The 21,001-nt window shown below is 74.5% G+C and carries 12 protein-coding genes; 8 read left to right on the top strand and 4 right to left on the bottom strand.

Translation table 11 applies throughout. From position 1 onward, the window contains the following. Positions 1-15 precede the first annotated feature (15 nt). The 5 genes from GA0070562_RS27070 to GA0070562_RS27050 are packed head-to-tail and all read left to right on the top strand — an operon-like array spanning position 16 to position 15,249. The gene (locus GA0070562_RS27070; RefSeq protein WP_091427187.1) at positions 16-5,466 is read left to right on the top strand and encodes a type I polyketide synthase; all 5,451 of its coding nucleotides are present in this window, start codon (positions 16-18) and stop codon (positions 5,464-5,466) included. A 31-nt stretch (positions 5,467-5,497) separates the two neighbouring features. Next, the gene (locus GA0070562_RS27065) at positions 5,498-6,451 is read left to right on the top strand and encodes a TauD/TfdA family dioxygenase (RefSeq protein ID WP_091427185.1); all 954 of its coding nucleotides are present in this window, start codon (positions 5,498-5,500) and stop codon (positions 6,449-6,451) included. A gap of 1 nt (position 6,452) precedes the next feature. Further along, positions 6,453-6,641 carry an MbtH family protein gene (locus GA0070562_RS27060; RefSeq protein WP_013285950.1) on the top strand — a complete coding sequence of 63 codons (189 nt, stop codon included), beginning with the start codon at positions 6,453-6,455 and terminating at the stop codon, positions 6,639-6,641. Then, positions 6,638-9,763: a non-ribosomal peptide synthetase gene (locus GA0070562_RS27055; RefSeq protein ID WP_091427183.1), complete on the top strand. Its 3,126-nt coding sequence runs from the start codon at positions 6,638-6,640 to the stop codon at positions 9,761-9,763. The genes GA0070562_RS27060 and GA0070562_RS27055 overlap by 4 nt, the downstream gene beginning before the upstream one ends. Then, a complete protein-coding gene (locus GA0070562_RS27050; protein ID WP_091427181.1) occupies positions 9,763-15,249 on the top strand; it encodes a non-ribosomal peptide synthetase/MFS transporter in 5,487 nt (1,828 codons plus the stop codon). The genes GA0070562_RS27055 and GA0070562_RS27050 overlap by 1 nt, the downstream gene beginning before the upstream one ends. 59 nt (positions 15,250-15,308) lie before the next feature. Here GA0070562_RS27050 and GA0070562_RS27045 read toward each other — a convergent pair whose 3' ends face one another. Continuing rightward, positions 15,309-15,758, bottom strand: a complete 450-nt coding sequence (locus GA0070562_RS27045; RefSeq protein ID WP_139135501.1) for a hypothetical protein — start codon at positions 15,756-15,758, stop codon at positions 15,309-15,311. A 48-nt stretch (positions 15,759-15,806) separates the two neighbouring features. On the opposite strand from GA0070562_RS27045, the gene GA0070562_RS27040 reads away from it, so the two are divergent. Further along, the gene (locus GA0070562_RS27040; RefSeq protein WP_091427179.1) at positions 15,807-17,456 is read left to right on the top strand and encodes a DUF885 domain-containing protein; all 1,650 of its coding nucleotides are present in this window, start codon (positions 15,807-15,809) and stop codon (positions 17,454-17,456) included. Here GA0070562_RS27040 and GA0070562_RS27035 read toward each other — a convergent pair. Together GA0070562_RS27035 and GA0070562_RS27030 are read right to left on the bottom strand one after the other, a co-directional pair. Next, positions 17,402-18,616 (bottom strand): hypothetical protein, encoded by a 1,215-nt coding sequence (locus GA0070562_RS27035; protein ID WP_091427177.1) that lies wholly within the window; start codon positions 18,614-18,616, stop codon positions 17,402-17,404. The genes GA0070562_RS27040 and GA0070562_RS27035 overlap by 55 nt on opposite strands. Before the next feature lie 43 nt (positions 18,617-18,659). Further along, positions 18,660-19,172: an NUDIX hydrolase gene (locus tag GA0070562_RS27030; RefSeq protein ID WP_091427175.1), complete on the bottom strand. Its 513-nt coding sequence runs from the start codon at positions 19,170-19,172 to the stop codon at positions 18,660-18,662. A gap of 69 nt (positions 19,173-19,241) precedes the next feature. Here GA0070562_RS27030 and GA0070562_RS27025 point away from each other — a divergent pair, with 69 nt between their 5' ends. Beyond that, entirely contained in the window at positions 19,242-19,736 is a 495-nt protein-coding gene (locus GA0070562_RS27025) for a type II toxin-antitoxin system PemK/MazF family toxin (RefSeq protein WP_091427174.1), read from the top strand. An 82-nt stretch (positions 19,737-19,818) separates the two neighbouring features. Here the strand turns inward: GA0070562_RS27025 and GA0070562_RS27020 are convergent, their stop codons facing one another. After that, positions 19,819-20,454, bottom strand: coding sequence for a GGDEF domain-containing protein (locus GA0070562_RS27020; protein WP_091427173.1), 636 nt, complete (start codon positions 20,452-20,454; stop codon positions 19,819-19,821). 226 nt (positions 20,455-20,680) lie between these two features. Here GA0070562_RS27020 and GA0070562_RS27015 point away from each other — a divergent pair, with 226 nt between their 5' ends. Then, positions 20,681-20,935 (top strand): DUF397 domain-containing protein, encoded by a 255-nt coding sequence (locus tag GA0070562_RS27015; protein WP_091427172.1) that lies wholly within the window; start codon positions 20,681-20,683, stop codon positions 20,933-20,935. The last annotated feature ends 66 nt before the right edge of the window (positions 20,936-21,001 follow it).

The following is a 21,001-nucleotide window of genomic DNA, read 5'->3' as shown; positions in this document are numbered from 1 at the left end:
AATGAAGGAACCCCCATGCAGAACGACATTCCGGCCGACGACGGCGTCGAGCCCATCGCCATCGTCGGGCTCGCCGCCCGCCTGCCCGGCGCGGCCGACGTCGACGAGTTCTGGCGCAACCTGGTCGACGGCGTGGAGTCGACGACCGAACTGACCCGCGAGGAGCAGCTCGCCCGCGGCGCCCAGCCGCAGGAGGTCGACGACCCGGGCTGGGTCAACCGCGCCCCGCTGGTGGACGGCTACGACGAGTTCGACGCCGGCCTGTTCGGGATGACCGCCCGCGAGGCCGAGATCACCGACCCGCAGCACCGGCTGTTCCTGGAGACCTGCTACACCGCGTTGCAGGACGCCGGCTACGACCCGGGCCGCTACGACGGCGCGGTCGGCGTGTACGCCGGCACCGGCGGCAACACGTATCTGCACCGCAACGTGCTGCGCAACAAGCGGGTCGGCGGCAACCCGCACAGCATTGTCTCGCTGGCCACCGGCAACTCGCCGAACTACGTGGCCACCAACGTGTCGTACCGGCTGGACCTGCGTGGGCCCAGCATGACCGTGCACACCGCCTGCTCCACCTCCCTCGTGGCGTTCCACCTGGCCTGCGAGGCGCTGCGCAACGGCGAGTGCGACATGGCCCTGGCCGGCGGCGTCAACATCGAGCTGCCGCACGTCGGCTACCTCGGCATGGACGGCTTCACCTCGCCGGACGGGCGGTGCCGGCCGTTCGACGCCGGAGCGAACGGCACGGTGTGGGGCAGCGGCGTCGGCGTGACGCTGCTCAAGCGGCTCTCCGACGCGATCGCCGACGGCGACACCATCCGCGCGGTCGTGCTCGGCAACGCGATCAACAACGACGGCGCCGGGAAGGTCGGCTTCACCGCCCCCAGCATCGACGGGCAGATGGAGGCCGTCGCCCAGGCCGTCGAGTTGGCCGGCGTCGACCCGCGCAGCATCAGCTACGTCGAGGCGCACGGCACCGGCACCGCGCTCGGCGACCCGATCGAGATCGCCGCGCTGTCCGCCGTCTACACCAAGGACACCGACGAGCGCGGCTGGTGCGGCATCGGCTCGGTGAAGTCCAACATCGGCCACCTCAGCCAGCCCTCCGGCATCGTCAGCGTGATCAAGACGGTGCTGGCGATGGAACACGGCCTGATCCCGCCGACCATCAACTACGAGACGCCGAACCCGGCCGTCGACTTCGCCGACACCCCGTTCTACGTGGCGAACACGCTGACCAAGTGGGACACCGACGGCGGCCCGCGCCGGGCCGGCGTCAGCTCCTTCGGTATCGGCGGCACCAACGCGCACGTCGTGCTGGAGGAGGCCCCGGCCGCGGGCCGGCACCAGCCGTCCGCCCGCCCGGCGCACCTGCTCCAGGTGTCGGCGAAGACCCCGACCGCGCTGGACACCGCCGTCCGGCGGCTCGCCGACCACCTGGAGAGCGGCAGCGACGTGGCGCTGGCCGACGTGGCGCACACGCTGCGCGTCGGCCGCCAGGTGTACGCCCACCGGGCCGCTGTGGTCGCCGGCGACCCGGCGTCCGCCGCCGCCGCGCTGCGCGAGCGGCGCAAGGGTCACCGGGGCGCCGCCGAGGGGCCTGCGCCCCGGGTGGCGTTCCTGTTCAGCGGCCAGGGCTCGCAGTACGCCGGGATGGGCGCCGAACTGTACGCGCAGGACAGCGCGTACGCCGCCGCCGTCGACGAGTGCGCCGAGCTGCTCCGCCCCGAGCTGGGCCTGGACATCCGCGACCTGATCCTGGGCCGCGACCCGGAGGCGGCGGACAAGCTCACGCAGACCTGCTGGACCCAGCCCGCCCTGTTCACAGTCGAGTACGCCCTCGCCGCCGCCTGGCGGGCCGCCGGCGCCACCCCGGCCGCGATGATCGGCCACTCCATCGGCGAGTACGTGGCCGCGACGGTCGCCGGGGTGCTCGACCTCGCCGACGCGCTGCGCGTGGTGGCAGCCCGGGGCCGGCTCATGCACTCGCTGCCGGCCGGCTCGATGCTGGCGGTCACGCTGGACGAGTCGGAGGTGGCCGGCCGGCTGCCCGAGGGCCTGTCGGTGGCCACAGTCAACGGCCCCGGCACCTGCGTGGTCGCCGGTGAGACCGCGCTCGTGGAGGAGTTCGCGGCGAGCCTCGGCGGTAAGAACAAGTCGAAGCTGCTGCGCACCTCGCACGCGTTCCACTCGCCGATGACGGACCCGATCCTGGACGACTTCACCGCGCTGATGGCGACGGTGCCGCTGCGCGCCCCGGCGGTGCCGTTCGTGTCGAACGTGACCGGCACCTGGATCACCGACGCGGAGGCCACCGACCCGGCGTACTGGGCCGCGCACCTGCGCCGCCCGGTCCGCTTCGGCGCGTGCGTGGCGACGCTGCTCGCCGAGGGCACCTGGGCGCTCGTCGAGTGCGGTCCCGGCCGGCAGCTGGCCAACCTGGCCCGGATGCAGGTCGCCAAGGCCGGCGAGGCGCAGCGCGCACTGACGCCGCTGGGCAGCCTGCCCGGCCCCGGCGAGCAGACCGGTGACGTGGCCGCGCTGCTCGGCACGGCCGGCGCGCTCTGGTGTGCGGGCGTGCCAGTCGGACTCCCGACCGACCCGCACGCGCGGCGGGTGCCGCTGCCCACGTACCCGTTCGAGCGGCGCCGCTACTGGATCGACCCGGACCCGGAGCAGGAACTGACCGCGGCGCCCGCCGAGACCGGCCCTCGCCCGCTGCCGGAGTGGTTCGCGGTGCCGGCGTGGCGGCAGGCCCCGCCGGTCCGTACGGCCGAGCCGCTGGGCCGCTGCCTGGTGCTGGCCGACGGCCCGCGCGGCGAGGCGCTCGTGGCCGCGTTGCGCGCCGCCGGTGACGACCCGGTCGAGGTACGCGCCGGCGAGGCGTTCACCGCCACCGCGAGCGGCTTCCGGCTGCGTCCCGGCGTACGCGCCGACGCCGAGGAACTGGTCGCCGCGCTCGGCGCCGACCTGCCCCGCCGGATCGTGCACGCGTTCGCGCTCGACGGCGAGCCGGCCGGCATCGACCCGGCGGCCGCCTGGGCGGCGCAGGAGCGCGGCTTCTTCGGCGCGCTGCACCTGGTGCAGGCCCTCGCCGGCGCCGGTGTCACGGCCGACGAGGCGGGCGTACGGCTGGACCTGGTCACCGCCGGCATCGGTGACGTACGCGGCGACGACCTGGTCCGCGCCGAGCACGCCACGCTGGCCGGTCTGGCCCGGGTGCTCCCGGCCGAGCTGCCCGGCCTGACCGTGCGGCTGCTCGACACCGACCCGGCCGCGCGCGGCGTCGCCGCCCTGGTGGCCGAGCTGCGCAGCCCGGTCGACGCCGAGCACCCGGAGGTGGCGCTACGCGGCGACCGCCGCTGGCTGGCCGGCTACGAGCAGGTCACCGTGGCCGCCGAGGACGAGCCGGGCGTGCTGCGCGAGGAGGGCCGCTACCTGATCACCGGCGGTCTCGGCGGCATCGGCGTCACCCTGGCCGAGGACTTCGCCCGCCGGGTCCGCGCCAAGCTGGTGCTGCTGGCCCGGTCCGGGCTGCCCGAGCGGGCCGACTGGGACGCGCACCTGGCGGTGCACGGCGGCGCCGACCGGGCCGGGCGGGCCGTCGCGGCGATCCGCCGGATGGAGGCCGCGGGCGCCGAGGTGTTGGTGCTCGCCGCCGACGTCACCGACCCGGACGACCTGCGCCGGGTCCGCGACGAGGCGGAGCGCCGGTTCGGCGGGCTGGACGGCATCGTGCACGCCGCCGGTCTGCCCGGCGGCGGCATGGCCGAGGTGAAGGAACGCGACGAGGCGCGGCGCGTGCTGGCCCCGAAGCTGGCCGGCACCCTGGCGCTGGCCCGGGTCTTCGGTGACCTGCCGCTGGACTTCGTCGCGCTCTGCTCCTCGATCACCGCGGTGATCGGCGGGTTCGGCCAGGTCGACTACTGCGCCGCGAACAACTTCCTGGACGCCTTCGCGCGCTCCGGCACCGGGTTCCGCGCGCCGGTGGTGTCGCAGAACTGGGGCGGCTGGGCCGAGGTCGGCATGGCGGTGGAGACCGCCGCGCCGGCCGCGTTCCGGGCCGCCGGGCGGGACACCGTCACCACCGCGGTGACGCATCCGGTGCTCACCACGATGGTCGCCGGTCCGGACGGCACGGTCCTGCACGGGCTGGTCTCGGCGGACACCCACTGGCTGCTCGACGAGCACCGGATCGGCGGGGTGCCGGTGGTGCCGGGCACCGCCCACCTGGAGTCGGTGCGTGCCGCCGTGGTGGCCGCGCTGCCCGCGCCGGGGCCGGACGCCGCGGTGGAGTTGCGTGACGTGGTGTTCCTGGAGCCGTTCCCGGTGCCGGACGGCACGGTGGCCCAGTACCGGGTCGAGCTGACCCCGACCGAGGACGGCACCGACTTCACGGTCGCCAGCCTCGCCGCCGGCCAGGCGCGCACCCACGTACGCGGCACCGCCGGGTGGACCACCGACGCGGCCCCGCCGGCCGCCGTGCCGGCGGTGGCCGGGCGGCGGGTCGACGACGATGCCTCGTTCGGCCGGGGACGCACCAGCATGCTCACGTTCGGGCCGCGCTGGGCGGCACTGGCCGAGCACCACCTCGCCGACGGCGAGGAGCTGGCCCGGGTGCAGGCACCCGCCGCCGCGCTCGGCGACCTGCCCTCCTGGGGCATGCACCCGGCGATGCTGGACGTGGCCACCGCGTTCGGCCGCGGGCAGGGCTCGGGCACCTACCTGCCGCTGTCGTACGGCCGGATCGTGGTGCGCGGCCCGCTGCCGGCGACGTTCCACAGTCACCTGCGGCACCGGCCCGCCGCCACCGACGAGGTGGTCGCCGCCGACCTGTCGCTGCGCGACCCGGACGGCCGGGAGCTGGTCGCGATCAGCGACTTCGTGCTGCGCCGGGTCGACCAGGACGCGGTCACCGGCAACCTGGCCGAGTCCCCGGCGGCGGACGCGGACGCCCCGGCGCCGGTCACCGAGGACATCCGCCCGGTCGACGGCGCGGAGGCGTTCCGCCGCAGCCTCGCCGCCGGTCTCGGCGCCCAGGTGGTGATCACCACCCGCACCGTGGCCGACATCCGGCACCGGGCGGCCCGGGTCACCACCGACAGCCTCGAAGTGGAGACCGACGCGCCGACCGGCCCGGCGGCCGCCACCGGCGGCGGCTCGGCGGCGCCCGGCACCGAGCTGGAGAAGACGATCGCCCAGGTGTGGCGCGACGGCCTCGGCGTCACCGACGTCGGCGTGGACGACGACTTCTTCGCCCTCGGCGGCAACTCGCTGGTCGCCGTGCAGCTCATCGCCTCCATGCGCAAGGCGACCGGCGTGCGGCTGCCGATGCGCAGCCTCTTCGAGACCCCCACGGTGGCCGGACTGGCCGCCCGGATCGAGGAGCTGCGCGCCGAGGCGCCCGCCGGCGCACCGGCCGCCCCGGCGGCGATCCCGGCCATCCCGCGGCTGCCCCGCGGCTGACATCCCGACGCACACAAGGAGACACCGCACCATGAGCGAGACAACCGCGACGCTGCCGGTGGTCGTCGAGAGCGACGGCCGGGCGCTGACCGACGTGATCACGGCCCGGCGCGCCGAGCTGCGGGACACCCTCGTCGCCAGCGGAGGGCTGCTGTTCCGCGGCTTCGACGTGGGCGGCGTGGACGGCTTCGACCAGGCCGTACGCGCGCTCGCCGGCGAGCCGCTCACCTACACCGAGCGCTCCTCGCCCCGGCACTCCATCAAGGGCCGGGTCTACACCTCGACCGACTACCCGCCGGACGAGGAGATCTTCCTGCACAACGAGAACTCGTACCAGGCGCGATGGCCGCTGACGCTGTTCTTCTACTGCGTCACGCCGCCGCAGACCCGGGGCGCCACGCCGCTGGCCGACGTGCGCCGGGTCTACGAGCTGATCGACCCGGCGGTCCGCGAGGAGTTCGTCAGCCGCCGGTGGATGCTCGTGCGCAACTTCCACGGCGACTTCGGCACCCGCTGGCAGGAGGTCTTCAACACCGAGAGCCGCGCCGAGGTCGAGGCGTACGCGGCGGACAACGGGATCACCGTGGAATGGGTCGGCAAGGACGGCCTGCGTACCCGCGCGGTCCGCGACGTGGTGCACCACCGGCCCGGTTCGGACACCCCGCGCTGGTTCAACCACGCCACCTTCTTCCACCTCAGCACCCTGCCGAAGGACTACCAGGAGGGGCTGCTGGCCATGTTCGGCGCCGACGGGCTGCCGTCGAACACCTACTACGGCGACGGCGGCGAGATCCCCGCCGACGTCATGGACCACCTGCGCGCCGCCTACCGGGCGGCCACCGTCCGCTTCGACTACCAGCGCGACGACGTGCTGGTGGTGGACAACATGACCGCCGCGCACGGCCGGGAGCCGTTCACCGGTCCCCGCAAGATCGCCGTCGCGATGGCCGAGCCGCACACCCCCGAGAACGCAGGAGCGAACTGACATGGCCGAACCCCGATTCCTGGTCGTCCGCAACGACGAGGAGCAGTACTCGATCTGGTCGGCCGACCGGGACCTGCCCGCCGGCTGGCACGACACCGGCTTCGCCGGCAGCCGCGAGGAGTGCCTGGCCCACGTGGACGAGGTCTGGACCGACATGCGTCCCCGCTCCGTGCGCGAGGCCCTCTCATGAGCACGAGCCAGGAGTGGACCTTCCCGGCCTCCTACGCCCAGGAGCGGGTGTGGATGGCCAACCAGCTCGACGCCGGCTCGCCGGTGTTCAACGTGTCCTTCCCGTGGCTGTTCCCGGCCGGCGTGGACGCCGACACGGCCAGCGACGTGGTAAACCGGGTGGTCGCCCGGCACGAGGCGCTGCGTACCCACCTGCGGACCGACGACGGCGCGCTGGTGCAGGTCGTACGCGCCCACGATCCGGCGCCGCTGCCCGTCACCGACGTCACCCACCTGCCCGCCGGTGAGCAGCGGGCCGAGTTCGAGCGGATCCGCGGCGAGATGGCGCGGCTGCCGGTCCCGCTGGACGCGGCGCCGCTGTGGCGGGCCCGCCTGATCCGCATGGAGGAGGGCTTGGCGCTGGCGTTCGTGGTGCACCACGCCGTCTTCGACAGTCACTCGGCGGTGCTGTTCCACACCGAGCTGCTCGCGTTCTGCGAGGCCGCGCGCACCGGCGCCGAGCCCGCCGTGCCGGAGCTGCCCGTCCAGTACGCCGACTTCGCGGTCTGGCAGCGCCAGCAGCTCACCGGCGAGGAGCTGGACCGGCAGCTCGCGTTCTGGACCGGTCACCTGGCCGGCGCGCCGCCGGTCACCGGCCTGCCGCTGGACCGGCCCCGCCCGGCCCAGCTCGGGTTCGCCGGTGACGAGGTGCGCTTCAGGCTGCCCGACGGGCTGCTGGACCGCGTCGGCGCGCTGGCCACCGGCGCGCAGGCCACCCCGTACATGGTGCTGCTGGCGGGTTTCGCGGCGCTGCTGTCGCGGATCTCCGGCGACGCCGACGTGGTGGTCGGCGTCTCCACCGCGGGCCGGGACAGCCCGGAGCTGACGCCGCTGATCGGCATGTTCGTCAACCCGGTGGCGCTGCGCTGCGACGTCTCCGGCGACCCGACGTTCGCGGCGCTGCTCGGCCGCGTCCGCAACGGACTGATCGACGCCATGGAGCACGGGCAGACGCCGTTCCAGAAGATCGTCGAGGCGGTCGATCCGCAGCGTGACCCGTCGGTGCAGCCGATCTTCCAGACCGCGCTGAACTGGATCCCGGACTCCGGCCTCGACCCGGTGGAGCTGGGCACCACGAAGGACGACCTGGCCTTCGACATCACCACCGGCGACTGCCGCCTGGTCTACCGCACCGACCTGTTCGACCGGGCCACGGCCGAGACGGTGGTCGACCGCTACGTACGGCTGCTCGCTGCCGCCGTCGCCGGGCCGGAGCGTACGGTCGGCGCGTTGCCGCTGCTCACCGACGCCGAGCGGGACCGGGTGCTCGGCGCCTGGAACGACACCGCCTGCGACGTGCCGGTGACCACCGTGGTCGACGAGGTGCAGCGGCAGGCCGCCGCCACCCCGGACGCGGCGGCGCTGGTGTGCGACGGCGTGACGCTCGGCTACGGCGAGCTGAACACCGCCGCGAACCGGCTGGCCCGGCTGCTGGTGGCCCGTGGCGCAGGCCCGGAGACCCGGGTCGCGCTGGCGCTGCCCCGCTCCTGCGACCTGGTCGTGGCGATGCTGGCGGTGCTCAAGGCGGGCGCCGCGTACGTGCCGGTGGACACCGCGTACCCGGCCGGGCGCATCGCGTACCTGCTGGAGGACGCCGCGCCGGCGCTGGTGGTGACCACGCCGGACACCGCCGCCCTGGTGCCCGGCGACGCGCTGGTGCTCGACGGCGAGGTCGGCTCGGACCAGTCCGGCGACGACCTCACCGACGCCGACCGGGTCGCGCCGCTGCGCCCGGAGCACCCGGCGTACGTGCTCTACACCTCCGGCTCCACCGGCCGCCCGAAGGGCGTGGTGGTCGAGCACCGGGCGGTGACCGCGTACCTGGCGTGGGCCCGCGCGACCTACCCGGGGCTGGCCGGGGTGGCGCTGCTGCACTCGCCGGTGTCGTTCGACCTCACCGTCACCGGTCTGCTCGGCACGCTCACCGCCGGCGGCACGGTACGGCTCGCCGGGATCGACGACCCGGCCGCCCGCGCCGGTGGCCGGCCGGCCTTCCTCAAGGTCACGCCGAGCCACCTGCCTCTGCTCGACGGCGAGCTGTCGCCGACGGCCGACCTGGTGATCGGCGGCGAGGCGCTGGCCGGGGAGCAGCTCGCCGCCTGGCGGGCCGCGCACCCCGACGTGGCGGTGATCAACGAGTACGGCCCGACGGAGGCCACGGTGGGCTGCGTCGCGGCCCGGATCGCCCCCGGCGAGCCGGTCCCGGCCGGTCCGGTGCCGATCGGCACGCCCACCTGGAACACCCGGGCGCTGCTGCTCGACGCCGCCCTGCGGCCGGTGCCCCCGGGCGTGGTGGGGGAGCTGTACGTCACCGGCACCCAGCTCGCGCGCGGCTACCACGACCGGCCCGGCCTGACCGCCGAGCGGTTCCTGCCCTGCCCGTACGGCCCGCCCGGCGCCCGGATGTACGCCACGGGCGACCTGGCCCGCTGGCGTGCCGACGGCGCGCTGGACTACCTGGGCCGCCGCGACGACCAGGTCAAGGTGCGCGGCATACGCATCGAGCTGGGCGAGGTCGAAGCCGCGCTGCTGGCCCACCCGGACGTGCGCGCCGCCGCCGCGGCGGTACGCACCGAAGGCGGCGAGCCGACGCTCGTCGGCTACCTGGTGGGCCCGGCCCACGAGGACTCGGTCCGCGCCGAGCTGGCCCGTGAGCTGCCCGCGCACCTGGTGCCGGCCGCGCTGGTCCGGCTGGACGCGCTGCCGCTGACGCCCAACGGCAAGCTGGACCGCGCCGCGCTGCCCGCCCCGGCGGCGGCCGAGCCGGAACAGGACAGCTACGTCGCGCCCCGCACCGACGCCGAGGGCCTGGTCGCCGAGGTGTACGCCGAGATCCTCCAGGTGGAGAAGGTCGGCGCCCTGGACGACTTCTTCGCCCTCGGCGGCAACTCGCTGCGTGGCATGCGGGCGATGGCCCGGATCCGCGCCGAGGTGGACGTCGACCTGCCCATGCGGGCGCTGTTCGGCAGCCCCGTGGTGGCGGACCTGGCCGCCCAGATCGAACAGCGGATCGCCGCCGAACTCGACGGGCTCTCCGACACCGAGGTCGCCGCGCTGCTCGCGGCGGAAGAGGGAACCAACTGATGACCGACCTGAAGGATCCGGCCCGCGAGGCGGCCCGGCAGGCGCTGATCGCCCGACGGCTACGCGCCCGCCAGACCGCCCCCGCGGCCCGGATCACCCCCCGCCCGGCCGGCGCGGAGGTGCCGCTGTCCTACGCCCAGGAGCGGGTCTGGTTCATGGACCAGCTCGCCCCGGGCGAGGCGGCATACCACATCGCGGTGCCGCTGCGGGTACGCGGACCACTGGACGTGGACGCGCTGCGCGCCGCGCTGACCGCGCTGGCCGACCGGCACGAGTCGCAGCGCACCCGCTTCCCGGCCGACGCCGACGGCCGTCCCACAGTCGTCGTCGCGGACACCGCCGAGGTGCCGCTCACAGTGGTGGACGCGCCGGACGAGGCCGCCGCGCAGGCGCTCGTCGACGCGGCGGCGGCCGAGCCGTTCGACCTCGCGAGCGGTCCGCTGCTGCGGGCCCTGCTGATCCGGCTGACCGCCGACGACCACGTGCTGTTCCTCGCCCAGCACCACATCGTCGGCGACGGCTGGTCGGTGGACGTGCTGCTGCGCGACCTGATCACGCTCTACCGGGGCGGCGAGCCGCCCGCCCTGCCGATCCAGTACGGCGACTTCGCCGTCTGGGAGGCCCGGGAGCTGGACGGGCCGCAGGCGCGGGCGCACGTGGACTACTGGAAGCAGCGGCTGGCCGGCGTCACCCCGCTGGAACTGCCGCTGGACCGGCCGCGCCCGGCCACCCAGACGTACCGGGGCGACTTCGTCGAGTTCCAGCTCGACCCGGCCGCCACCGAGGCGCTCAGCGCGCTCACCCGGGACAGCGGCGGCACGCTGTTCATGACGCTGCTCGCCGCGTACCAGGTCCTGCTGGCCCGGCACGCCGGCCAGGACGACTTCGCGATCGGCGCCTCGGTGGCCGGCCGGTCCGCACCGGAGCTGGAGAACCTCGTCGGCATGTTCATCAACATGCTGCCGCTGCGCGCCGACCTGGCCGGCGACCCGACGTTCACCGAGCTGCTGGAGCGCACCCGCCGTACCGTGCTCGACGGTTTCGAGCACGCCGAGGTGCCGTTCGCCAAGGTGGTGCACGAGCTGGGCCTGCCGCGCGACGTCAGCCGCTCCCCGGTGTTCCAGGCCATGTTCGTGCTCCAGAACTACGAGATGGGCCGGTTCACCGGTGTGTCCCGCACCGACGAGGTCACGTTCTCCTGGACCCCGATGGAGTTGCAGGCCACCCGGTTCGACTTCGAGCTGCACGCGGTGGAGACCGTCGACGGGCTCTGGGGCAAGCTGGTCTTCAACACCGACCTGTTCGACCGGGCCACTGTGGAGCGGATGGCGCAGCGGTGGACCGCCCTGCTGGACGCCGTCGTCGCCGCGCCGGACACCCCGGTGTCCCGGCTGCCGCTGCTGCCGGCCGCCGAGCGGGAGCTGCTGGCCGCCTGGAACGACACCACGGCCGACTTCCCGCACGCCGAGACGCTGCACGGCCCGGTCGAGGAGCGCGCCGCGGCCACCCCGGACGCCGTCGCGGTCACCATCGACGGGCAAAGCCGCACGTACGCCGAGCTGAACGCGCAGGCCAACCGCGTCGCGCACCGGCTGCGCGCGGCGGGCGTCGGCCCGGAGACCCTCGTCGGGGTCTGCGCGGAACGCTCCGTGGAACTGGTCGCCGGGCTGCTCGGCGTGCTCAAGGCCGGCGGCGCGTACCTGCCGCTGGACCCGGAGTACCCGGCCGACCGGCTCGCGTTCATGGTCGGCGACGCGGACGCGCCGGTGGTGCTGGTCCAGTCGCACCTGCGCGACGTGCTGCCCGACACCGGCGCCACCGTGCTGGAACTGGACGACGCCGCGGTCTGGGCCGACCGGCCCGACACCGACCCGGCGCCCGTCGCCGGGCCGGAGCACCTGGCGTACGTCATCTACACCTCCGGGTCCACCGGCCGCCCGAAGGGCGTGCCGAACACGCACCGCGGCATCGTCAACCGGCTCGACTGGATGCAGAAGACGTACGGCCTCGGCGCCGACGACGCGGTGCTGCAGAAGACCCCGGCCAGCTTCGACGTGTCGGTGTGGGAGTTCTTCTGGCCGCTGCGCACCGGCGCCCGCCTGGTGCTGGCCAGGCCCGGCGGCCACAAGGACGCCGGCTACCTGCGCGACCTGCTGGTGTCCGAGCGGATCACCACCGCCCACTTCGTACCGTCGATGCTCACCGTCTTCCTCGCCGAGGACGGTGTCGAGGCGGCCACCGCGCTGCGCCGCGTGATCTGCTCCGGTGAGGAGCTGCCGCTGGCGTCGGCGGCCGACTTCACCGCCCGGCTGCCCTGGTGCGGCCTGCACAACCTGTACGGCCCGACCGAGGCGGCCATCGACGTGACCGCCTGGGCGTGCGAGCCGGACCGGCTCGCCGGGGTGACGAGCGTGCCGATCGGCGCGCCGATCGCCAACCTGCGGCTGCACGTGCTGGACCCGTCCGGCGCGCAGTGCCCGGTCGGGGTGGCCGGTGAGCTGCACATCGGCGGCGTCGGCCTGGCCCGCGGCTACCACCGCCGGCCGGCGCTGACCGCGGAGAAGTTCGTCCCCGACCCGTTCTCCTTCGAGCCGGGCGCCCGCCTCTACCGCACCGGCGACCTGGCCCGCTGGGTCGTCGGCCCGGACGGCGCCGGGGTGATCGAGTTCCTGGGCCGCATCGACCACCAGGTCAAGTTGCGCGGCCTGCGCATCGAGCTGGGCGAGATCGAGAGCGCGCTGCGCGAGCAGCCGGGCGTCACCGAGGCCACGGTGATCGTCCGCGAGGACAGCCCGGGCGACAAGCGGCTCACCGCGTACCTGGTGGGGGAGGCCGAGCACGCCGCGCTGAAGGTGGCGCTGAAGGACACGCTGCCGGAGTACATGGTGCCGGCCGCGTTCGTCACGCTCGACGCGCTGCCGCTGACGCCCAACGGCAAGCTGGACCGCAAGGCGCTGCCCGCGCCGGTGGTCACCCGCGAGGCGTCGGTGGCGCTGGTGGAGCCGCGCGACGACACCGAGCGGGCGCTCGCCGCGATCTGGTCCGAGGTGCTGGGCGTGGACACGCTCGGCATCGACGACGACTTCTTCGACCTGGGCGGGCACTCGATGCTCGCCACCCAGGTGGTCGCCAAGATCCGCAAGGCGGAGCTGGGCGGCCGGGCGGTCGGCGTGATGGACCTGTTCCAGCAGCGCACCATCCGCGACCTCGCCGCGTTCATCTCCGGCGACGCCGCGCAGCAGGGGCCGCGCCGGCTGCTCTACGAGCTGACCAAGCCGATCCCCGCCGGCAAGCGGGTGCTGACGTACGTCTGCGTCCCGTACGGCGGCGGCAGCGCCATCGTCTATCAGCCGCTGGCCGACGCGTTGCCGGCCGGGTACGGGCTGTGGTCGCTGGCGATCCCCGGCCACGACGTGGGTCTCAGCGAGGACGCGCTGCCGTTCGACGAGCTGACCAGCCGGGTGGCCGACGAGATCCTGGGGCGGGTCGAGGGGCCGGTCGCCCTGTACGGCCACTGCGGCGTGGGCAGCGCCATCCTCGCCGACGTGGCCCGCAAGGTCGAGGCGGCCGGCCGGAACCTGGAGGCCGTCTACATCGGCGCCATGTTCCCGTTCGCCCGCCCGAAGGGCGTCATCGCGGCGCTCCGCGACCGCCTCGAACGGCTCAGCAGCAACAGGCACTCCGCGAGCTGGCTCAAGTCGATGGGTGTGGACACCGACGAGCTGGACCCGGAGCAGGCCGACCGGATCATCAGCAACATGCGGGCCGACTCCCGCGCCTCGGAGGAGTACTTCACCCGGCTGCTGGACCAGCAGGCGACGAAGCTGCGCGCGCCGATCATCTCGGTGGTCGGCTCCGAGGACCCGGTGACCGACTACTACCGCGAGCGGTACGCCGAGTGGCAGTTCCTCAGCGACACGCTCGGCCTCGTGGTCCTCGACCAGGCCGGGCACTTCTTCCTCAAGTACCGGGCCGAGGAACTGGCCGAGATCGTCACGCGGGTGCACCCGGCGGTGTCGGCCGGTGACGTCGGCGCGCTGACGCCGGAGGCCCGGGGTGAGGACGCCGGCTGGGTGGTGGCCGACACGCTGCGGGTGGGGGAGACCCGCAAGCCAACCACGACCGTGAAGCCGAGCATGGGCCGGTTCATGGCCATCACGACCGGGCAGCTCATCTCCAGCACCGGTTCCGCGCTGACCGCGTTCGCGCTGCCGATCTGGCTGTTCAACCGCACCGGCTCGGTGGCGAACCTCGGCCTGCTCTGGGCGCTCGCGCTGATCTGCGGTGTGCTCATGCTGCCGGTGGCCGGCGCTCTGGTCGACCGGGTCAGCCGGCGGCGGATCATGATGACGGCGAGCTGCTTCGCCGGTTCCGTCCAGCTCGTGCTGGCCGCCCTGCTGTGGACCGACAGCCTGATGCTCTGGCACATCTACATGCTGGTGGCGCTGAGTTCGGTGGCCGGTTCGTTCCAGCGGATCGCGTTCCAGTCGGCGGTGCCGCAGCTGGTGCCCAAGCGCTACCTCGGGCACGCCATGGGCATCACCCAGCTCTCCACCGGTGTGGCCACGCTGCTCATGCCGGCGTTCGCGGCCGGCCTGCTCGCCACCATCGAGCTGAAGGGCATCCTGCTGGTCGACGTGGCCAGCTACGTGTTCGCGGTGCTCACCCTCGCCGTGGTCCGCTTCCCGGACGCGCTGGGCTGGCGGCCCCGGGAACGGCTGCTGGTGGCCATCGCGAACGGCATGCGCTACTCCTGGCGGCACCGCGGGTTCCGGCTGATGCTCGGCTACTTCGCGCTGGGCAACATCTTCCTGGCGCCCGCGCTGGTGCTCATCACGCCGCTGGTGCTGTCGTTCGGCAGCCCGACGCAGGTGGCGCAGGTGGCGCTGGCCGAGGCGGTCGGCGCGGTGCTCGGCGGCGTGCTCATGTCGCTGTGGGGCGGTCCGCGCAAGCGCCGCATGATCGGCGTGCTGGTCGGCAACCTGGGCACCGCGATCGGCTGCGTGCTGATCGGTCTGGACGCGTCGGTGGCGATGATCTGTGTCGGCTTCTGCTGGCTGGCCATGTCGATGACCACCGCGCAGTCGATCTACGCGACGATCGTCCAGGTGAAGGTGCCGCAGCGCTTCCACGGCCGGGTGTTCAGCCTCAACCAGACCATCTCCTGGTCGACGCTGCCGATCGGCTTCGCGCTGCTCGCGCCGGGCGCCACCGCCCTGTTCGAGCCGATGCTCGCCCCGGGCGGGGCGCTGGCCGGTTCGGTGGGCGCGGTGATCGGCACCGGTCCGGGGCGGGGCATCGGTTTCGCGTACATCTGCTTCGGCGTGGCGCTGATCCTGATCACGCTGGGCGGTTTCGCGATCCGGTTGCTGCGCCGCTTCGACATCGAGGTGGAGGACTCCCTGCCGGACGACCTGATCGGCGCCCAGGAGCGGGAGAAGCGCCTGGCCGCCAAGGCCGAGAAGAAGGAGCTCGTCTCGGTCTGACCGTGTCGATCACGGAGTTCGCGTCGGTTTCGGGCACCCGGCCGACGCGAACTCCGTGGTCACCGGGCGGGGGCCCGGTCGGCCATCCCGTGCGAACGCCGGGGCTGCACGATGAGCAGCACCACCAGCAGATGGGTGACTGCTACCGGCATTGTCGCCTTCGCACCGGCCACGCCGAACGCGAGCAGCGGGAACGGCACGGCGACGAGCAGGACCGCGGCCAGCCGGAACCGGTACCACCGGGCGTCGGCCAGCAGGCGCAGCAGTCCCAGGCTGCCGGCGGCCAGGGCGCTCACGATCAGCCCGCCCCGGCTGACGATCACGGACGACACCTCGGTGAGGGCCCGGCCGGAGACCTCGACGAGTCCGCCGGCCGGGGTCAGCTGCCACAGCACCGGGACCGCGATGGCGATGCCGAGGTAGAGCAGCAGGTGGATGCTCAACCAGGGCAGGGCGGGTAGGGCCGCGACAGCCTGGATCGGGCGCCGGCGAGGCACATCGACGTTCATGGCGGGAGCGTATCGAGAACCCGCCGACGTGCGACTAGCCTCGATGCCGTGATCGACGACATCACCGAAGGGCTGCTGCGGGAGGTGGCCCGCCTCGATCCGTGTGCGGCCGTGGTCGAGGCCGGTGAGCAGGACGTCGACGGGCTCACCGACTACAGCCCGGAGGGTCACCAGGCCCGCGCCGATCTCGCCGCGCACGCCCTGCGCCGGCTCGGGACGCTGCCCGCGACCCCGCTGCACGAGCACCTCGCCGAACGGCTGCGCGCCCGGCTCGCCTTCCACGAGGCCGGGGAGGACCTGCGGGAACTGCACGCCGCGGCAACCGGCCCGCTCCAGCTCGTCCGCCAGTGCGTCGAGTCGGCGGTGCCGGGCCGCGACGCCGGAGGCGCGGCCCACGAGGACGGCTGGGCCCGCGTCGGCGCGCGCCAGGCCGCGATCCCGGCCGCGCTCGACGGGTACGCCCGCAGCCTCCTGCTCGCCGCCGGGCGCGGTCACCTGCCGGCCCGGCGCCAGGTGGAGCTGGTGACGCAGCGCTGCCGCGCCTGGATCGACGACGACATGACCCTGGTGGACCGGTACGGCGACGGCCCGCAGCAGCGGTCGTTGCAGGCGGCGGCGCGCGATGCCCAGGCGGCCTACCGCAGGTTCGCCGCGACGATCACCGCGGACCTCGCGCCGCGGGCGCACGACGACGAGGCGTTCGGCCCGGCGCGGTACGCGCTCTGGGTGCGGGCCTTCCTCGGCGCGGAACCGGACCTGCGCGAGCTGTACGAGTGGGGCTGGGACGAGTTCACCACGCTCGAGGCGGAAGTCGTCGCCGAGACGAAGGCCCTCGGGGGCACCGTGCCCGAGGTACTGGACCGGCTCGACCGCCCCGACGCACCCGGCGTCCTGCACGGCCGGGACGCGTTCGGCGCCTGGCTCCAGGAGCTGCTGGAGGCCACCACCGAGCGGCTGCACGGCACCCACTTCGACATCCCCGCGCCGCTGCGGCGCATCGAGTCACGGGTCACCGCGTCGGGCGGCACCGCCTACATCGGTCCGTCGCGGGACCTGACGCGGCCGGGCCGGGTCTCGTGGCTGCTGCCCGAGGGCCGGGAGTACTTCCCCACCTGGTGGGCGTACAGCACCGCGTACCACGAGGGCGTCCCCGGCCACCACCTGCACCTCGGCTCCGAGGCGTGCCGGGGCGGCCCCGGGCAGCGGCTGAACCTGCTCGGCGGGCTCTCCGGCGCCCAGGAGGGCTGGGCCCTGTACGCCGAGCGGTTCATGGACGAGCTCGGACTCTACGAGCAGCCGGGCGCCCGGCTGGGACACCTGTTCATGCAACTGCTGCGGGCGGCCCGGGTGGTGCTCGACATCGGCCTGCACCTGCGACTGCCGATGCCCTCCGGCGGCGGCGCGCCGTGGACGCCGGGCGCCGCGCTGGACCTGCTGCGCGACCGCTGCCACCAGGGGCAGTACGCGCCACTGGAACTGGCCCGGTACCTCGGCCGGCCCGGGCAGGCGCTCACCTACAAGGTGGGAGAGCGGGTGTGGCGCGACGGCCGCGCGGCGTTCCCCGGCGATCGGCGGGCGTTCCACAACCGGGCGCTGGAACTCGGCTCGCTGGGACTGGACCAGCTCGCGAGCGCGCTCGCCGCCTATCCGGCCTCGTCGGCGGGCAGCTCCTCCGGGTCGGCCACCCAGGCGGAGTAGACGGGCAGCGCGTGCCACGGGCCGCCGGCCGGGTCGGTGGTCACCGCTACCACCGCGTACGGGTGACCGAACCGCAGCTCGGCGATGCGGGCGACGCCCTCCGGCGGCAGCGCGGTCGCCCGGCCGAACGCGGTCACCGCGGCCGCCTCGAAGCCGTAGCGGCCGAACCGGGCCACCGCCGACTGCGCGGCGTCGAACTCCGGCCCGGTCAGGCCCAGCAGCTCGCCGAGCGCCCGAGCCGCCGCGTCGAAGCCGAACCCGGGCGCGGTGAGGTCGTGGCGGCTCTGCGCCGACCAGCACGGCAGCACCGCCGTGGCGCGTTCCTCCCGGCCGTCGGCCGCGTACGTCCGGGTCGGCTCCTCCCGTAGCGCCCACAGTGGCGTCTCGCCCAGCGGCAGGTCGAACAGCGACCGGTGACCCGGTACGGCGTCGGGGGCGAACGCGGCGGCGCTCGCCAGCTCCTGAGCGGCGGCCAGCACGTCGGCGGCCGGCACCTCGGCCGCGGCGGCCACCGACACCACGAGCATCCCGGCGCCGTCGTCGCCCGTGCCGGCCGGAACCGCGTGCACCACCACGTCCCCGGCCCGGCCGGTGGCCGAGACCCAGCAGCGGTGCCCGAACGACGGCGTACGCAGCACCTGCCGCAGGCGGCTCGACCAGGCGCTGCCGGCGCCCAGTTCCGCGCCCGGCGCCGTGTCGAACGGGTCGGCCCACGACACCCGGGTCGCGAGCGCACTGGCCAGGAGCAGCAGGGTGTCCGGGGCGACGTCGACCGGGAAGCGTTCGATCAGCCCGCCGGTACGCTCCCGGGCCCAGGCGTCGAGCGCCGCCTGGTCGGGCAGCGCACCGCGCTCGGTGTCCTCCGGGAGGGCGGCCCGCCAGGCGGCCAGCTCCGCCGCAGGGGTGCGCTCCCACAGCGCGGTGGCGGCGGCGACCATCGGGTGCGGCGCGGCGAGCAGCGCCCGGGCCTCGGCCGCGGCGTCGTCCGGGTCGGCGCCGAGCGCCTCGGCCAGCGCCGCCCGGGCGTCGCCGGTCGCGGTCGGGCCGGTCAGCGCCAGCAGCAGCCAGGCGCCCAGCGGGGAGGCGACGTGGTGGGTGTCACCGGCGGCGCGGTGCAGCCGCTCGGCGTAACGGGCCAGGGGTGCGCGCAGAGGAGTCACGGCTCCACTCTGCCCGGTGAGGCGCCCGGCGGCACGCCGCAGGTCAGGACCACAGCTCGAACGGCTCGTCGATCTCCTCCCCGGCCAGGAACGCCGGCAGCAGCTCCGGCAGCCGCCCGGGATAGCAGCGCGGCCGTTCGGCGAGCACCTCGGCCAGCGGCCACCAGCGGAAACCGAAGTAGTCCTCCACCTCGTAGTCCAGCCGCAGCGCCTCGTCCACGTCCGGCCCGGGGCCGGGCAGCCGTACTGTCACCACCACCTCGTCCTGGAGGTGGCGGCGCTGCCGGTGCCGGAAGCTGGCCCGCCGCCGCCACGTCGGCGCGCCCACCTCGTCCGGGCCGATCACGATGCCGGTCTCCTCGCGCAGCTCGCGTACCGCCGCCTCCCGGTACGTCTCACCGGGGTCCAGCCCGCCGCCGGGCAGCTCCCACCACACGCCGAGGTCCGGGTGGTCCGGGTCCCGGGTGTGGAACAGCAGCAGGCGGTCGGCGGCGTCGAGCACCACCAGCCGCACCGCGCTGCGCTCGAACAGCGGCAGATCGTCGGGTAACTCCACGCTCCCAGCCTAGGGAAGGGGGCCGCGCCGCCTCGCGACCGCCGGGCACCGCCGACTAGGCTGCCCGCCGTGGCAGGTCTGTTGAAGAACGTGGCGTCCCGGCTCGGCCGGATCACCCGGGGCGTGCCCGCCCCGGCCCGCACCGGCGGGCCGATCCCGGCCCAGGTCGCGCGCCGCCGTCAGGTCAGCGCGTTGCAGCGCCGCGAGCTGTCGTACGCCCCGGAGCCGGACGGCCAGGCCGACCCGGGCGAGATCGTCTGGACCTGGGTGCCCTACGAGGACGACCCGCGTCAGGGCAAGGACCGCCCGGTGCTGGTGGTCGGCCGGCACAGCCGCACGCTGTTCGGGCTGATGCTGTCCAGTCAGAGCGACCGGGACGGTCAGCGGCACTGGCTGGCGCTCGGCCCGGGGGAGTGGGACCGGGACAACCGGCCGAGCTGGGTACGCCTGGACCGGGTGCTCACCATGCGCGAGGACAGCATCCGCCGCGAGGGCGCGGTGCTGGACCGGCCTCGGTTCGACCGGGTCGGGCAGGCGTTGCGCGCCGGCTACGGCTGGCGCTGACCGGCCGGACCGAGCCCGGCCGGCACCGCGACGAGCCGGCGGACCCGGCTCAGCGCCGCGCGACGAGCCTGGCTCAGCCTGTTCAGCACTCCGCGACGAGCTGGCGGGCCGGGCGGGCGGGGCCGAGCGTCTTCGCCTCGTACATGGCCGCGTCGGCGCGGCAGAGCGCGTCGGTGAGCTGGGTGGGGCAGTGCACCGGCGCGAGCCCGACCGAGGCGGTGACCTGGATGCTGCGCGTGCCCAGCGGGATCGGCGCGGCGAGCGCCTCGCAGAGCCGCCGGGTGGCGTGCTCGATCCACCGGCGGTCCGCCGTGGGGCTGGCCAGCAGGCCGGCGAACTCGTCGCCGCCGAGCCGGGCGACCAGGTTGGGGCCGGCGAACGCGGCGAGCCGCTGCGCCACGCTGACCAGCACCTGGTCCCCGGCGGCGTGCCCGTAGCGGTCGTTGACCTGCTTGAAGTTGTCCAGGTCGAGCACGACCGCGACGAGTGGCTGACCGGCGGGGTCGGTGAGCAGGGCGGCGGCCAGCCGGAAGAACGCGCGTCGGTTGGGCAGCCCGGTGAGCGGGTCGTGGCTGGCGGCGTGCCGCTCGGCGGCCAGCTCGGCCTGGAGCAGCTCGATCTCGGCCTCGGCGCGCAGCGCGCGGCGGCGTAACTGCCAGGCGGAGACGAGCGCGCCCGCCGCGGAGATGCCGGAGGCGATGGTCATCGGATCCGCCAACGCGCGTCCTCCTCACCGCAGTCCCGAAGCCGCGTAGAGCGGCGTCCCGGGGCCGGGCTCGGGTCACCGTGCGTGAACGAACCGGCACACCGTATTTCGGTTATCATGCTCTCTGTCCATTGCAGATGCAATAGCAGATGCACGTGCATCTCACTCCTCAGTCGACAGACGTCGCCACCCACCGCTCCTCCCCGCGGCCTCGGCTGGCTCATCCCGAAGGACGCCCATGCAGCAACCCCCGAACGGCGTGCCCGCGACCGAGTTGCCACCGATGCGCTGGCTGAAGAGCCGCCGTAGCAACCCCAGCGGCAACTGCGTCGAACTGGCCGAGTTGCCCGGCGGCGGCATCGCGGTCCGCAACTCCCGGCATCCCGAGGGCCCGGCGCTGATCTACACAGTGGACGAGATCGCCGCGTTCGTGCTCGGCGCCCGGGACGGCGACTTCGACCACCTGATCCCGCCGTCCCGTACACGGGACTGACTCCGTCCGTCCGGAGGAGTTCACCTCACTGTCGGTTCATGGCATGCTTACTCGTCGGTCCGGGAG

Origin of the sequence: Micromonospora tulbaghiae, from assembly GCF_900091605.1 — a bacterium.
Classification (GTDB): domain Bacteria; phylum Actinomycetota; class Actinomycetes; order Mycobacteriales; family Micromonosporaceae; genus Micromonospora; species Micromonospora tulbaghiae.
The sequence above is the reverse complement of the archived record's forward strand: the minus strand, read 5'-3'. Positions and strand labels throughout refer to the sequence as shown.